This is a genomic window from Streptomyces sp. NPDC055239 (genome assembly GCF_053606205.1).
In genome coordinates, this window is sequence record NZ_JBSGRD010000007.1 from 110,613 (window position 1) to 125,555 (window position 14,943).

Below are 14,943 nucleotides of genomic sequence, written 5' to 3' on the forward strand. Positions count from 1 at the left end.
CATGAGTTCCGCGCAACCCGTCGTTCCCGGTGAGATCCTCTTCGCCGACGAGCCCGTCGCCTTCAACGAAGGCCGCGAGGTCACCCCCCTCACCGTCCTGAACGCCGCCGACCGCCCCGTCCAGGTCGGCTCCCACTACCACTTCGCCGAGGCCAACCCCGGTCTCGACTTCGACCGTGCCGCCGCGCACGGCAAGCGGCTCAACATCGCCGCCGGCACCGCCGTGCGCTTCGAGCCCGGAATCCCCGTCGACGTCGAACTCGTCCCCCTGGCCGGTCTGCGGATCGTGCCGGGCCTGCGCGGCGAGACCGGAGGTGCCCTCGATGCCTGAGCTGTCCCGCGCCGCTTACGCGGACCTGTTCGGCCCCACCACGGGCGACCGGATCCGGCTCGCCGACACCGACCTCCTCGTCGAGATCGAGGAGGACCGCTCCGGCGGCCCCGGACTCTCGGGCGACGAGTCGGTGTTCGGCGGCGGCAAGGTCATCCGCGAGTCGATGGGGCAGTCGCGCACGACGCGCGCCGAAGGAGCCCCCGACACCGTCATCACCGGCGCCGTGATCATCGATCACTGGGGCATCGTCAAGGCCGACATCGGCATACGCGACGGCCGGATCACGGGCATCGGCAAGTCCGGCAACCCGGACACGATGGACGGCGTACACCCCGATCTCGTCATCGGCCCCGAGACCGAAGTGATCGCGGGCAACGGCAAGATCCTCACCGCGGGCGCCATCGACACCCACATCCACTTCATCTCGCCGACCATCGTCGACGAGGCGCTCGCCTCCGGGGTCACCACCCTCATCGGCGGCGGCACCGGACCGGCCGAGGGCAGCAAGGCCACCACCATCACCCCCGGCGCGTGGCACCTTGCCCGGATGTTCGCGGCGATGGAGTCGAGTCCGGTCAACATCGGCTTCCTCGGCAAGGGCAACACGGTCTCCAGCGAGTCCATGCACGCCCAACTGCGCGCCGGAGCCGTCAGCTTCAAGATCCACGAGGACTGGGGCGCGACGCCCGCCACCATCGACGCGTGCCTGAACGTCTGCGAGGACACGGGGGCCCAGCTCGCCGTCCACACCGACACCCTCAACGAGGCGGGCTTCGTCGGCGACACGTTCGACGCCGTCGCGGGACGCACGCTGCACGCCTTCCACGTCGAGGGCGCGGGCGGCGGGCACGCCCCGGACATGATCACGGCGGTGTCCCTGCCGAACATGCTGCCGAGCTCCACCAACCCGACCCGGCCGCACACCGTCAACACCATCGAGGAACACCTCGACATGCTGATGGTCTGCCATCACCTCAACGCGGCGGTCCCCGAGGACCTCGCCTTCGCCGAGTCGCGGATCCGGCCCACCACCATCGGGGCCGAGGACATCCTGCACGACCTCGGTGCCATCTCGATCATGTCGTCGGACTCGCAGGCCATGGGCCGCATCGGCGAGGTCGTCATGCGGACGTGGCAGACCGCGCACGTGATGAAGCGACGGCGTGGCTTCCTGCCGGGGGACTCGCGTGCGGACAACCGGCGTGCGCGTCGCTATGTCGCCAAGTACACGATCAACGCGGCCGTCGCGCAGGGCGTCGACCACGTGATCGGCTCGGTGGAGAGCGGCAAGCTCGCCGACCTGGTGCTGTGGGACCCGGTGTTCTTCGGCGTCAAGCCGCAGCTGGTCATCAAGGGCGGGCAGATCGCCTATGCGCAGATGGGCGATGCCAATGCCTCGATCCCCACGCCGCAGCCGGTGCTTCCGCGGCCCATGTTCGGCGCGCACGGGAAGGCGCCCGGACTCAACTCGTTCAACTTCGTGACGCAGTCGGCGCTCGACGACGGCCTGCCGGAACGGCTCGGTCTGGCCAGGGAGTTCACCGCGATCCGCTCGACGCGCGGACGCACGAAGGCGGACATGCGCGAGAACGACGCTCTGCCGAGGGTCGAGGTCGCTCCCGACAGCTTCGCCGTCACCATCGACGGTGAGCTCGTCGAGCCGTCGCCCGCCGCCGAACTGCCGCTCGCACAGCGGTACTTCCTGTTCTGACGGGCGCCGTTATGTCCAGAGCCGCACTACTCGTTCTGGCCGACGGCCGGTTTCCCGCCGGAGGGCACGCGCACTCCGGCGGGGCCGAGGAAGCCGTCAAGGCAAGGCGCATCACCGGCGCAGCCGACCTGGAGGAGTTCTGCCGGGGCCGGCTGCACACGACGGGGCTCGTGTCGGCCTCACTGGCGGCGGCGGCCGCGCTCGGGTTCGACCCGCTGGAGCTCGACGAGGCCGCCGACGCGCGGACACCCTCGGCCGCGCTGCGGGTCGCCGGGCGGCGGCTCGGGCGGCAGATGATGCGGGCCGCGCGAGCCGCGTGGCCCGACCCCTCGCTGGACCAGCTGGCCGCCGCCAGGCCCAAGGGAGCACACCAGCCCGTCGTTCTCGGGCTCGCCGCCCGAGCGGCGGGTCTCGAGGCGCAGGACGCCGCGTACTGCTCGGTGTACGAGTGCGTCAGCGGGCCCGCGACGGCGACCGTGCGGTTGCTGAGCCTCGACCCGTTCGACGCGACGGGCGTGCTAGCCCGCCTCGCGCCCGAGCTCGACCTCGTGGCCCGGGCGGCGGCGGACGCGGCGCGGGAAGCGCTGGTCGACGGGATCGACGCGCTGCCCGCGGCCTCCGCGCCGCTGCTCGAGGTCGGCGCGGAAGCGCACGCGGCCTGGCCCGCGCGGCTGTTCGCGTCGTAGGCAAGCTCCGGCTTCCCTCGCGCGGCACCCGCCCCAAAGCCCTGTCTGCCTCACAGGCTGTCGTACAGGGCGAAACGAACTGCTGAACCATAGGAGTCGCACCATGCACCTCAACCACTCCCACGACGAATCCGCCGCCGTGAGCGCCGACGCCCACCGCCCCGACGGACGCCGCCGTGCCCTGCGGATCGGGCTCGGCGGGCCCGTCGGGTCCGGCAAGACCGCCACCGTCGCCGCGCTCTGCAAGGAGCTGCGGGACGAGCGCGCCCTCGCCGTCGTCACGAACGACATCTACACCCGTGAGGACGCCGAGTTCCTGCTGCGCGAGGCCGTGCTCCCGCCCGAGCGCATCACCGCCGTGGAGACCGGCGCCTGCCCGCACACCGCGATCCGTGACGACATCTCCGCCAACCTGGAGGCCGTGGAGGACCTCGAGGACGAGGTCGGGCCGCTGGACCTGATCCTCGTCGAGTCCGGCGGCGACAACCTCACCGCCACCTTCTCCAAGGGGCTCGTCGACGCGCAGATCTTCGTGATCGACGTCGCGGGCGGCGACGACATCCCGCGCAAGGGCGGCCCCGGCGTCACCACCGCCGATCTGCTCGTCGTCAACAAGACCGACCTCGCCCCGTACGTCGGCTCCGACCTCGCCGGTATGGCCGCGGACGCCAAGGCCCAGCGTGCCGAACTGCCCGTGATCTTCCAGTCGCTGAGGTCCGACGAGGGCATCGCCCCCGTCGCCGCCTGGGTGCGTGCCCAGTACGCCGCCTGGACCGCGTCCGCATGACCGTGCACGCCGTCGCGACATCCGGGGTGCGCGGCACCGCCCGCATCACCGCGCGAGGTGACGGGCGTGGCGGCACCGCACTGCCCGTGCTCGACGGGCACGGGCCGATCGTCCCGCGCCGCACCCGGGCGGCCGGAACGGGCGCCCACGTCACCCTCGTCGGAGCGATGAGCGGCCCCCTCGGGGGTGATCACCTCACCGTCGAGGCCGCCGCCCACGAAGGAGCCAGGCTGCGCATCGGCTCGGCCGCCGCCACGCTCGCCCTGCCCGGGCAGTCGAAGGAGCAGGCGCGGTACGACGTGCGGCTCACGGTCGGTGACGACTCCGAACTGGTCTGGCTGCCGGAGCAGTTGATCTCCGTACGCGAGAGCGATCTGCGGGTCACCACGCGGGCCGAACTCGCGGGGAGCGCGAGCCTCGTCCTTCGGGAGGAGCAGGTGCTCGGGCGGACCGGTGAAGACGCGGGACGTCTCACCAGCCGCCTCACCGTGCGCCGTGCCGGTCGGCTGCTCCTGGATCAGGAGCTCTCCTGCGGGCCCGGCGCACCCGGCGGATGGGACGGCCCCGCTGTCCTCGCGGGGAATCGCGCCATCGGGCAGCTCGTCGTCGTACGCCCTGAGTTCGAGCAGAACCGTCCCGGGCCCGCGCTGCTCGGCGAAGCGGCCACGCTCACCCCGCTCGCCGGACCCGCCGTGCTCGTCACCGCGGTCGCGCCCGACGCGCTGCGCGTACGGCGCACGCTCGACCAGGCGCTGCGCACACTCACCTGAACAGGGGCATAACCGCTCAGCGGGGTTCCGTGCACCGTCTATCGGATTGGTAAAGAAATACCCGCTCCGTCTGTCGCACTGAACCCCTTCAACGACAGGATCCTCCTACTGTTCGAAAATCGACAGGTAAATCGACAGGGGGAGGAACCAGTTGAGACGCACCACAGCATTCGGCGCAGCCGGCACGCTGATCACGGGCTCGCTCATAGCGGGCGCCATCTTGGCGCCCGTCGCCAATGCCGACGCCCGCCGGAGCAGCGGAAACGCTGACGCCCGCCAGCGCACCAGCTCGGAGGCGCGCGGTGTCGCGCTCGCCGCGCAGCGTGCCGCCAAGGCCGGTATCGACTGGCAGGCGTGCCCCGACGACTGGGGTCTGGACAAGGCGATCAAGTGCGGCTGGGTCACCGTCCCGCTCGACTACGCCAAGCCCAACGGCAAGAAGATCAAGCTTGCCGTCGACCGCATCGGCAACACCGGGACGAAGAAGGAGCGCCAGGGCGCTCTTCTCTACAACCCGGGCGGCCCCGGCGCCTCCGGCCTCCGCTTCCCCGCCCGCGTGGTCACCAAGGCCAAGCTCTGGGAGAAGACGGCGAAGGCGTACGACTTCGTGGGCTTCGAGCCGCGCGGTGTCGGTCACTCGGCGCCCATCTCCTGCGTGGACCCGCAGGAGTTCGTCAAGGCTCCCAAGCAGGACCCGGTGCCGGACTCCGCGGCGGACAAGCGCGCCCAGCGCAAGCTGGCCGCCGAGTACGCGGACGGCTGTGCCGAGCGCAGCGGCGAGATGCTGCCGCACATGACGACGCCGAACACCGCACGTGACCTGGACGTCATCCGGGCCGCGCTCGGCGAGAAGAAGCTGAACTTCCTCGGCGTCTCCTACGGCACCTACCTCGGCGCCGTCTACGGGACGCTCTTCCCGTCGCACGTGCGTCGCATGGTCGTCGACTCGGTGGTCAACCCGTCGAAGAAGAAGATCTGGTACGAGGCCAACCTCGACCAGGACGTCGCCTTCGAGATCCGTCTCAAGGACTGGATGACGTGGGTCGCCAAGTACGACGCGACCTTCCACCTGGGCGACACCGCCGCGAAGGTCAGCAAGAACTGGGACAAGCTGCGCGCCGCCGCGAAGAAGGCGCCGCTCGGCGGAGTGGTCGGCCCCGCCGAGCTCATCTCCTACTTCCAGAGCGCTCCGTACTACGACTCCGCCTGGGTGGGGATCGCGACGAACTTCAGCAAGTACGTCGCCGGTGACGCCAAGCCGCTGATCGAGGCAGCCAGCCCCGACCTGTCGGACACCGCGGGCAACATCGCCTCGGAGAACGGCAACGCCGTCTACACGGCCGTCGAGTGCGCGGACGCCAAGTGGCCTACCAGCTGGAAGACGTGGGACCGCGACAACACCCGCATCCACCGCGACAACCCGTTCATGACCTGGGCCAACGCGTGGATGAACCTGCCCTGCGCGACCTGGAAGAGCAAGCAGCACGAGCCGGTCGAGGTCAAGACCGGCAAGGGCCTGCCGCCCGTCCTCATCGCGCAGTCGACCCGTGACGCCGCCACGCCTTACGAGGGCGCTGTCGAGCTGCACAAGCGGTTCAAGGGCTCGCGTCTGATCACGGAGAAGGACGCCGGTTCGCACGGCATCACGAACCTGGTCAACCCGTGCCTCAACGACCGTGTCGAGGCCTATCTGCTCACCGGCAAGCTGGACAGCAAGGACGTGACGTGCACCCCGCACGCCACGCCCAAGCCGTGACAGACCGCCGCTAGGCATCTCAGCAAGGGGCGACCGGGTCCACCCGGTCGCCCCTTCGCTCTGCCGCCTCCTGCGCGAGACCGTGCGTCAATGCGTCAACTCAGCGGCATCCGGGGGAATTTCCGCCTGCTCGCCGCGGCGTCCCGCTCGGCCTCCTCCGCCTTGACGACCGCCGCGTACTTGTCGACGTACTCCTGTCCGGAGAGCCCGAGAATGGCGTACATGATCTCGTCGGTGACCGCCCGCAGTACCGCCTTCTCGTTCTCCATGCCCGCATAGCGCGAGAAGTCCAGTGGGGCGCCGAAGCGGATGGAGACCTTCTGGAAGTTCGGCACCTTCTGACCAGGCGGCTGCGCCTCGAACGTGCCGATCATCGCGCACGGGATCACCGGGACCTGCGCCTTGAGCGCCATCGCGGCGACGCCGACCTTCCCCTTGTAGAGGCGCCCGTCGTGCGAGCGTGTGCCCTCCGGATAGATGCCGAGCAGCTCCCCCTTGCGCAGCACGCCGAGCCCCTCGCGGATCGCGGCCTGGCCCGCATCCTTGCCGGAACGGTCCACCGGGATCTGCCCGGCGCTGTGGAAGAACGCGGCCGTGAGACGGCCCCTGAGGCCGGGCCCCGTGAAGTACTCGGCCTTCGCGAGGAAGGTGATCCGCCGCTTGATGATGGCGGGCATCAGGAAGTGGTCCGAGAACGAGAGATGGTTGCCCGCCACGATCGCCGCGCCGGAGTCCGGAATGTGCTCGAGCCCCTCGATACGCGGCCGGAACATGAGCCGCAGCAGCGGCCCCAGGACGACGTACTTGAGCAGGTAGTAGAACACCCGTTGCTCCTTGACGTAGGTGGACCGGCCTGGGTGCTGCGTCGTCGCAGGTCACGGGTCCTCGCGCAGCGGTCAGTTTAGGTGCGCGATCCCGACGGGAGAAGGGAGCGACGGAGCCGGTGGCCCGGACCCTTCGGCCGATGGGAGGCCCACCCGGAGCCCGCGCCGGACCCGTACGGGTGAGCGCACGGCGTGTCGGCTCGGTGAGCGGCGGCCGCGGGGGTGGCCTGGCCTCTCTCCGACGCAGCACGTCACCGTCCCAGGAGGTCCCATGAGGTCCCGTCCCACGTCCCGCCTGAACCCGGCCCTGGCCACCGCCGCCGCGCTGATCTCCCTCGCCGCGGCCGCGCCCGCCCACGCGGCCGACGAGACGGCCCCCGCCCGGTCGAGCGGCGTCTTCCTCACCGTCACCGGGGACGACAACGCCTGGGTCCGCGGAGTGCTGCTCGACTGCGTGACGCAGAAGCCCGCACATCATCCGCACATGGCCGAGGCCTGCGCGGCGATCGACGCGGCGGGCGGCGACTTCGACGCGCTGCCGGCGAAGAAGGGGATCTGTACGAAGCAGTACGCCCCGGTCACCGTGAGCGCGACGGGGACCCACCGCGGCAAGCCGGTCAGCTGGCAGAAGACGTACGGCAACGCCTGCGAGATGGGGTTCTCGACAGGCGCCGTCTTCCGTTTCTGACCGTTTCCGGGCGGGCGTCGCCGCGCCCCGCACCTCTCCTCGCTGCCGCGCGGCGCCCCTCAGGGGGTGCTGCGCGAGAGCACCATCGCCAGCGTGAGCATCCCGATGACGACCCAGCCGAACCACAGCCAGCCGTTGCTCCCGAGCGCGACCGTGTAGGCGGTCACCGCCACCAAGCCTCCGATGGTGAACACACCCATCGTCTTCGTAGAATCAGGCATCGCCCTGCCTCCTCCCGGCAGCCCCGACGCCTTGACGCCAAGACCGCGGCCTTAAGGCCATCCTGACCCGCGAATACCCTTCGCCGCTAGCGCCCGCGCGCGGCCAGTGAGGCGAGATAGGCGTTGTACGCCTCGAGCTCCTTGTCACCGTCACGGTCAGCGGCCCGGTCCGTACGCCGTGCCTGGCGCTGATCCGAGCGATACCACTGGAAGAGCAGCGCGAGAAGCACGAGCACCGAAGGCACCTCGCTGAACGCCCACGCGATGCCGCCCGCGGCGGTCTGATCGGCGAGTGCGTCGATGCCGAGCGAGGAGGGCGGGTTCTTGTACGTGCCGATCATCGGCTCGGACGCCATCATCAGCGCGATGCCGAAGAACGCGTGGAACGGCATGCCCGCGAACAGCTCCAGCATCCGCATGATGTAGCCGGGCCGGTGCGGGCCCGGGTCGACGCCCATGATCGGCCAGAAGAAGACAAGGCCGACGGCGAGGAAGTGCACCATCATGCCGATGTGGCCGACCTTGGACCCCATGAGGGTGTCGAAGATCGGGGTGAAGTACAGCGCGTACAGGCTCGCGATGAACAGCGGGATGGTGAACGCGGGGTGCGTGATGATCTTCATGTAGCGGCTGTGCAGGATCCACAGCAGCCACTCGCGCGGGCCCTTGTGGCCACGGCGGGCCGCGACCGGCAGCGCGCGCAGGGCGAGGGTGATCGGGGCGCCCATCAGGAGCAGGATCGGCGAGAGCATGCTGATGATCATGTGCTGCACCATGTGCACGCTGAACATGACCATGCCGTAGTCGTTCAGCTTGGTGCACATCACGAGCAGGATGGTCAGCACGCCCACCACGAAGGAGATGACGCGGCCGACCGGCCACTTGTCACCGCGTCGCACGAGCCGCACCACGCCCCAGGCGTAGAGGGCCAGAGCCACCAGGCAGCTGATGAGGAAGAAGGGGTCGGCCGAGAGTTCGAGCCCGCGCCCCAGCGTGAACGGCGGCAGATCCATGTTCATGCCGTGCCCGCTGTGATCCATCCGCTGGCTCCTGATTCGTGCGGTTGTGCGCTGTGTGTCCGCACCAGACTAGAACGGCCCCCGGACGCCTACGCGTCCGGGGGCCGTTCCTTGAGCCTTGAAACAGAGCCTGTCTCTAGAGGACGCACTCCGCCTCGGCGTAGCGCTCGTCCGGCACCGTCTTCAGCGTCTCGACGGCCTCGGCGAGCGGGACCATCGTGATGTCCGTGCCGCGCAGCGCCGTCATCTTGCCGAACTCGCCGCGGTGCACGGCCTCCACGGCGTGCCAGCCGAAGCGGGTGGCGAGCACGCGGTCGTACGCGGTGGGGGTGCCGCCGCGCTGGACGTGCCCGAGGATCACCGGACGCGCCTCCTTGCCAAGGCGCTGCTCCAGTTCGATGGAGAGCTGCCGGGCGATGCCGGCGAACCGCTCGTGGCCGTACATGTCCTTGATGCCCTCGTCGAACGCCATGGAGCCCTCACGGGGCTTGGCGCCTTCGGCGGCCACGACGATCGCGAACTTCTTGCCCGCGGAGAAGCGTTCGCCGACCTTCCGCGCCAGTTCCTCGATGTCGAAGGGCCGCTCAGGCACGACGATCGCGTGCGCGCCCGCGGCCATGCCCGAGTGCAGCGCGATCCAGCCGGTGTGCCGTCCCATGACCTCGACGATCAGGACCCGCTGGTGCGACTCGGCGGTCGTCTTGAGGCGGTCGAGGGCTTCGGTCGCCACGCCGACCGCAGTGTCGAAGCCGAACGTCACATCGGTGACCGCGATGTCGTTGTCGATCGTCTTGGGCACCCCGACGATCGGCAGACCCGCGTCCGACAGGAGCCGGGCCGCCTTCAGCGTGCCTTCGCCGCCGATCGGGATGACCGCGTCGAGGCCCAGGTCGGCGAGGTGGCCCTTGGCCCGCTCGACGCCGTCGCGCAGATGTGCGGGCTGTACGCGGGATGAGCCCAGAATCGTTCCGCCACGTGCCAGGATGCCGCCCACCGCGTCCAGGTCGAGCTTGCGGTAGTCGCATTCGAGCAGGCCGCGCCAGCCGTCGTGGAAGCCGATGACCTCGTCGCCGTGGTCGACGACGGCGCGGTGCACGACCGAACGGATGACAGCGTTGAGACCGGGGCAGTCGCCGCCGGAGGTGAGGACACCAATGCGCATAGCCCGCCAACGTCTTTCATAAAGAGGGGCCCTCTGCTACGTGGGCCGAAGTCCGGACCACGTCGTCCGGCGGGAACCCCGCCACCCTATAGGCGGGAGGGGGCGGGGCAGCACCGGGCGTCCGACTGCTGGACTGTGCCGCTCACCTGTGCGGCGTGGGCATCAGGCGGGCTGCTGTGCGGCGTTCATGCGCTCGGCGCGCAGCGCCTCGTACCAACGGTCGTCCGTCGGCGGCAGCGCGTTCACGTCGAGGGCCAGCTTCAGGAGCAGGTCCGCGATGAGCGGGTTGCGGGCGAGGACGGGGCCGTGCATGTACGTGCCGAAGACGGTGCCGTTGAACGCGCCCTCGGTGCCGTCACCCGTGCCGTTGCCCCGGCCGAGCGAGACGCGGGCGAACGGCCGCGCGGACGGGCCGATGTGCGTGATGCCCTGGTGGTTCTCGAAGCCGGTCAGCGGGGGCAGGCCCAGCTGCGGGTCGATGTCGCCCAGGACGTCGCCGACGCACCGGTCGCCCTCGCCGCGGGTGGAGATGACGTCGAGCAGGCCGAGGCCCGGCTCGCGCTGGCCGAGGTCGTTGATGAACTCGTTGCCCAGGATCTGGTAACCGGCGCACACCGAGAAGACGATCGCGCCGTTGCCCACGGCCCGCTGCAGTCCGCCGTCGCGGCGCAGGCGCTCGGCCGCGAGCCGCTGCGGGCGGTCCTCGCCGCCGCCGATCAGATAGATGTCGCCGGAGGTGGGCACCGGCTGGTCGCTGCGCACGTCGTAGCGCTCGACCTGGAGGCCGCGCTGCTGGGCGCGGCGCTCCACGACCAGGGCGTTGCCCTGGTCTCCGTACGTGCTCAGCAGGTCGGGGTAGACCCACACCAGCCGCAGGCTGTTGTCGCTCATGCTCATTCGTCCCTACGAGGGTCTAGAGGGTCCGGTGGGGTCAGTTGCCGACGCGGCGGCGCAGGTCCTGGAACGCGGTGTAGTTCGCGATCGTCTCGATCCGTCCGGGCGGCGCGAGCTGCACGGCCTCGTCGAGGGACTCGCAGACACGGAAGTCCAGGCCCGCGACCTCCAGACGCACGGCGAGGTCCAGCTTGCGGTCGCCGAGCACGAAGATCGGGTGTCCGGCAAGGCGGGTGTAGTCGACGTCCCACAGCCAGGAGGTGTCGGTGCCGTCGGCGCCACGGGCGTTCACGGAGAGCACCACCGGGGTGGGCGGCGGGTCGATCAGCGAAAACGTTTCGAGCCAGCCCGCCGGGTTCTTCGCGAGCAGCAGACGCAGATCACGGCCCTGGAACTGCACGACGTCATAGCGTCCTGCGACCGCCTGCACCTGGTACATCCGCTCCAGGGCGACCTGCGGCGGCACTCCGAAGACGGCGGCGACGGCGGCCGACGTGGTCGCGTTCGCCTTGTTCGCCCGGCCCGGCAGCTGCAGATGGATCGGCCAGGCCGAGCCGTGCGGGTCAAGGACGTGGTCGCCGGAGAGCACCCAGCTGGGCGCGGGGCGGCGGAAGCCGCACTCGCCGCAGAACCAGTCGTCGCCGGGGCGCTGCATCACACCGCCGCAGGAGGGGCACGACCAGGCGTCGTCCTTCCACTCCTGGCCCGCGGCCACCCACACCACGTTCGGCGACGACGACGCGGCCCAGACGACCAGCGGGTCGTCCGCGTTCGCGATCACGACCGCCTTGGAGCCGGCCAGGCCCTCACGCCAGGCCTCCGCCATCATGCGGGTCTCGCCTGCGCGGTCCAGCTGGTCGCGCGAGAGGTTGAGCAGCGCGATCGCCTTCGGCGTCACGTCACGGGCGACACCGGCGAGGTACTTCTCGTCGACCTCGATCACGCCGTACCTGGCGTCCGAGCCGCCCGCGAGGGCCGAGGTGATCCCGGCCGGCATGTTCGCGCCCAGGGCGTTCGACACCACGGGCCCGCTGGCGCGCAGCGCCTCCGCGAGCAGCCGGGTCGTGGTCGTCTTGCCGTTCGTGGCGGAGACGAGCACCACATCGAGGTGCGTGGCGAGACGCCCGAGCAGGTCGGGGTCGAGCTTGAGTGAAACGCGGCCGCCGATCACCGATCCGCTGCCGCGGCCCGCCGCGCGCGACACCGCCGCGGCCGCCTTGCCCGCCGTCACGGCCAGCTTGGCCCGCGGCGACAGCGGGTCCGTGTTGCCTGCCATCAGTTCTGGATCCTCCTTGCGTACGGCGCCGCGCCTGCCCCCGGCAACGCGATGAACCTCAGCCTATCGAGATCCACTCACAAGCCCGAACCGCGGCACCACCCCGACCCCGGGGCTTTCCAAGGACCGTACCCTTGCGGCCATGCGACACGGCTCGATCCCGGGCGCCTCAGGGCGCGCACGACCCCTGACTCTGCTCGGCGACCCCGTGCTGCACAAGCAGTGCGAGCAGGTCACCGACTTCGGCCCCGAACTGGCGCGGCTCATCGAGGACATGTACGCCACGATGTACGCCGCCCAGGGCGTTGGTCTCGCCGCCAATCAGATCGGCGTGAATCAACGGGTCTTCGTGTACGACTGCCCGGACGACGACGAGGTGCGTCATCTCGGGCACGTGGTGAACCCGCGCCTCGTGGAGGCGGACGGCATCAGCGTGCGCGGTCCCGAGGGGTGCCTCTCGCTGCCGGGCCTCGAGGCGGGTACGCCGCGCTTCGACCACGCGGTGGTGGAGGGCGTCGACCTGCGTGGTGAGCCGGTGCGGGTACACGGGACCGGCTGGTTCGCGCGCTGCCTGCAGCACGAGTGCGACCACTTGGAGGGCGGCGTCTACACCGATCACGTCACGGGCTGGCGGCGGCGCAAGGTTCTGCGGGCCGCCGCCAAGGCGCCCTGGAGCAGCTGATCGAGACGCTTCAGAACCCGGGGCCGCCGATGCGGTTGCCCGCCGCGGCGAGCCGTCCCCACAGCAGGTCGGCCAGGCTGCTCACCAACTCCGCGCGGGGGCAGGGCCGTTCGCCGAGCCACCAGTCACCGGCCGCGTGCATCATGCCGACGATGCCGTGCCCCCACACGCGTGCGAGCTGGGCGCTGCCGGGGCCGAGGTCGACCCGCTCCTCGATGACCTGAGCGAGCTCCTCGCCCATGCGCCGAAGGACGGGGGCGGAGTGCAGGCCCACGTCGAAGCCCTGCTCGCCGGGGCTCGCGGCGTCCGAGGGGTGCATCAGGAAGCGGTAGACCTGCGGCCGTGCCTCGATCGCCGCGAGGTAGGTGTCGAGCGTCTGCTCGACCCGCTCCCTGCGCTCGGCCGGGGCGTCGAGGGCGGCGCGCAGCGAGCCGAGGAGCGCGTCGGTGTGCCGTTTGGCGAGCGCGGCGTAAAGGCCGCCCTTGTCACCGAAGTGCCGGTACAGGATCGGCTTGGTGATGCCGGCCTCGGCGGCGATGGCGTTCATCGAGGCGCCGGGCCCGTCACGCAGCACCACCCGGTCGGCGGCCTCCAGCAACTCGCGCCGCCGGCGCTCCGCAGACCGTTGCTGATCGGTCTGCTCTGTGGTGGTCTCCATAGCGATTCTCTCCCCGCCCATGCGATTGCGTTACGCATGCGCAACGTAACACCCCGCGCTCGGCGCCCATCGAACGGGCGGCCGGGAGTTGACATCGGCTACCGGCCGGTAACAGACTCCAGTTACCGCAAGTAACGTATGTCTTCACCGCAGGTCCTGGAGGGGTCATGGCCGAGTTCACCATGGAGCTCAACGACGAACAGAAGGAGGTCAGGGACTGGCTCCACGGGTTCGCCGCTGATGTGATCCGCCCCGCGGCCGCCGAGTGGGACGAGCGTGAGGAGACCCCCTGGCCGATCATCCAGGAGGCCTCGAAGCTGGGAATCTACTCCCTCGACTTCTACGCCCAGCAGTTCTTCGACCCCACGGGCCTCGGCATCGTGATGGCGACCGAGGAGATCTTCTGGGGTGACGCGGGCATCGGCCTGTCCATCATGGGCACGGGCCTGGCCGCCGTCGGCGTCCTCGCCAACGGCACCGAGGAGCAGATCGGCACCTGGATCCCGCAGATGTACGGCGACGTGAACGACGTCAAGCTCGCCGCCTTCTGCTCCTCCGAGCCCGACGCGGGCTCCGACGTGGCGGCGATGCGCACCCGCGCCGTCTACGACGAGGCCAAGGACGAGTGGGTCCTGAACGGCACCAAGACCTGGGCGACCAACGGCGGCATCGCCAACGTCCACGTCGTCGTCGCGGTCGTCGACGCCGACCTCGGCTCCAAGGGCCACGCCTCCTTCATCGTCCCGCCGAACACCCCCGGCCTCTCCCAGGGCCAGAAGTTCAAGAAGCACGGCATCCGCGCCTCGCACACCGCCGAGGTCGTCCTTGAGGACGTCCGCATACCCGGTCACTGCCTGCTCGGCGGCAAGGAGAAGCTGGACGAGCGCCTCGCCCGCGCCAGGGAGCGCGCCAAGACCGGCGGCGAGCGCGTGAAGAACGCCGCGATGGCCACCTTCGAGGCGTCCCGCCCGGCCGTCGGCGCCATGGCCGTGGGCACGGCCCGCGCCGCGTACGAAGAGGCCCTCGAATACGCCAAGACGCGTACGCAGTTCGGTCGCCCGATCATCGACAACCAGGGCATCGCCTTCCAGCTCGCCGACATGCGTACACAGATCGACGCAGCCCGTCTGCTCGTCTGGCGCGCTTCGTGGATGGCGAGCACGGGCAAGAAGTTCGAGTCGGCCGAGGGCTCGATGTCGAAGCTGTACGCGAGTGAGGTCGCCAAGAAGGTCACCGCGCAGGCGGTGCAGATCCTCGGCGGCAACGGCTTCACGCGTGAGTACCCGGTGGAGCGCATGCACCGTGACGCCGCGATCTACACGATCTTCGAGGGTACGAGCGAGATCCAGCGTCTGGTGATCGCGCGCACGCTGTCGGGGATGCCGATCCGCTAGTGCGCATGCACTCTCCGTAGTGCGTACACAGAGGAGATAGGCAGGCAACCTTGCAAGGTTGCCTGCCTATCTCGTACGGTG

16 protein-coding genes are annotated in these 14,943 nt (G+C 70.1%); 9 read left to right on the top strand and 7 right to left on the bottom strand.

Going from position 1 to position 14,943, the window contains the following annotated elements; translation table 11 throughout:
- Nucleotide 1: 1 nt before the first annotated feature.
- The 6 genes from ACWFRJ_RS23000 to ACWFRJ_RS23025 all read left to right on the top strand — a co-directional run bounded on the left by ACWFRJ_RS23000 (nt 2) and on the right by ACWFRJ_RS23025 (nt 6,044).
- Nucleotides 2-331, top strand: coding sequence for an urease subunit beta (locus ACWFRJ_RS23000; protein WP_453533860.1), 330 nt, complete (start codon nt 2-4; stop codon nt 329-331).
- The gene (locus tag ACWFRJ_RS23005) at nt 324-2,045 is read left to right on the top strand and encodes an urease subunit alpha (protein WP_453533863.1); all 1,722 of its coding nucleotides are present in this window, start codon (nt 324-326) and stop codon (nt 2,043-2,045) included. The genes ACWFRJ_RS23000 and ACWFRJ_RS23005 overlap by 8 nt, the downstream gene beginning before the upstream one ends.
- An 11-nt stretch (nt 2,046-2,056) precedes the next feature.
- Nucleotides 2,057-2,731 carry an urease accessory protein UreF gene (locus tag ACWFRJ_RS23010; RefSeq protein ID WP_453533866.1) on the top strand — a complete coding sequence of 225 codons (675 nt, stop codon included), beginning with the start codon at nt 2,057-2,059 and terminating at the stop codon, nt 2,729-2,731.
- A 103-nt stretch (nt 2,732-2,834) separates the two neighbouring features.
- Nucleotides 2,835-3,518 (top strand): urease accessory protein UreG, encoded by a 684-nt coding sequence (gene ureG, locus ACWFRJ_RS23015; RefSeq protein WP_389906582.1) that lies wholly within the window; start codon nt 2,835-2,837, stop codon nt 3,516-3,518.
- A complete protein-coding gene (locus tag ACWFRJ_RS23020) occupies nt 3,515-4,288 on the top strand; it encodes an urease accessory protein UreD (RefSeq protein WP_453533869.1) in 774 nt (257 codons plus the stop codon). Before ureG ends, ACWFRJ_RS23020 begins: the two co-directional genes overlap by 4 nt.
- Nucleotides 4,289-4,439: 151 nt before the next feature.
- Nucleotides 4,440-6,044, top strand: coding sequence for an alpha/beta hydrolase (locus ACWFRJ_RS23025; RefSeq protein WP_453533872.1), 1,605 nt, complete (start codon nt 4,440-4,442; stop codon nt 6,042-6,044).
- Nucleotides 6,045-6,139: 95 nt separating this feature from the next.
- On the opposite strand, the gene ACWFRJ_RS23030 is transcribed toward ACWFRJ_RS23025, so the two are convergent.
- Nucleotides 6,140-6,868 carry a lysophospholipid acyltransferase family protein gene (locus ACWFRJ_RS23030; RefSeq protein WP_453533876.1) on the bottom strand — a complete coding sequence of 243 codons (729 nt, stop codon included), beginning with the start codon at nt 6,866-6,868 and terminating at the stop codon, nt 6,140-6,142.
- Between the two features lie 271 nt (nt 6,869-7,139).
- On the opposite strand from ACWFRJ_RS23030, the gene ACWFRJ_RS23035 reads away from it, so the two are divergent.
- Nucleotides 7,140-7,556, top strand: a complete 417-nt coding sequence (locus ACWFRJ_RS23035; protein ID WP_453533879.1) for an SSI family serine proteinase inhibitor — start codon at nt 7,140-7,142, stop codon at nt 7,554-7,556.
- A 59-nt stretch (nt 7,557-7,615) separates the two neighbouring features.
- Here the strand turns inward: ACWFRJ_RS23035 and ACWFRJ_RS23040 are convergent, their stop codons facing one another.
- The 5 genes from ACWFRJ_RS23040 to ACWFRJ_RS23060 all read right to left on the bottom strand — a co-directional run bounded on the left by ACWFRJ_RS23040 (nt 7,616) and on the right by ACWFRJ_RS23060 (nt 12,128).
- Nucleotides 7,616-7,777, bottom strand: coding sequence for a hypothetical protein (locus ACWFRJ_RS23040; RefSeq protein WP_190078913.1), 162 nt, complete (start codon nt 7,775-7,777; stop codon nt 7,616-7,618).
- A gap of 86 nt (nt 7,778-7,863) precedes the next feature.
- Nucleotides 7,864-8,817 carry a cytochrome c oxidase assembly protein gene (locus ACWFRJ_RS23045; RefSeq protein ID WP_453533882.1) on the bottom strand — a complete coding sequence of 318 codons (954 nt, stop codon included), beginning with the start codon at nt 8,815-8,817 and terminating at the stop codon, nt 7,864-7,866.
- Nucleotides 8,818-8,932: 115 nt separating this feature from the next.
- Nucleotides 8,933-9,958, bottom strand: coding sequence for a 6-phosphofructokinase (locus ACWFRJ_RS23050; RefSeq protein ID WP_453533885.1), 1,026 nt, complete (start codon nt 9,956-9,958; stop codon nt 8,933-8,935).
- A 162-nt stretch (nt 9,959-10,120) separates the two neighbouring features.
- Entirely contained in the window at nt 10,121-10,849 is a 729-nt protein-coding gene (locus ACWFRJ_RS23055; RefSeq protein WP_389906588.1) for a type 1 glutamine amidotransferase, read from the bottom strand.
- Nucleotides 10,850-10,889: 40 nt separating this feature from the next.
- A complete protein-coding gene (locus ACWFRJ_RS23060; protein ID WP_453533888.1) occupies nt 10,890-12,128 on the bottom strand; it encodes a MurT ligase domain-containing protein in 1,239 nt (412 codons plus the stop codon).
- 142 nt (nt 12,129-12,270) lie between these two features.
- Here ACWFRJ_RS23060 and def point away from each other — a divergent pair, with 142 nt between their 5' ends.
- Entirely contained in the window at nt 12,271-12,810 is a 540-nt protein-coding gene (def, locus tag ACWFRJ_RS23065) for a peptide deformylase (RefSeq protein WP_453533891.1), read from the top strand.
- Nucleotides 12,811-12,820: 10 nt separating this feature from the next.
- On the opposite strand, the gene ACWFRJ_RS23070 is transcribed toward def, so the two are convergent.
- Nucleotides 12,821-13,468, bottom strand: a complete 648-nt coding sequence (locus tag ACWFRJ_RS23070; protein WP_453533894.1) for a TetR family transcriptional regulator — start codon at nt 13,466-13,468, stop codon at nt 12,821-12,823.
- Between the two features lie 167 nt (nt 13,469-13,635).
- Between ACWFRJ_RS23070 and ACWFRJ_RS23075 the strand changes: the two genes are divergently transcribed.
- Complete coding sequence (locus ACWFRJ_RS23075; protein WP_453533897.1) at nt 13,636-14,862, top strand: acyl-CoA dehydrogenase family protein; 1,227 nt, start codon at nt 13,636-13,638, stop codon at nt 14,860-14,862.
- Nucleotides 14,863-14,943: the final 81 nt, after the last annotated feature.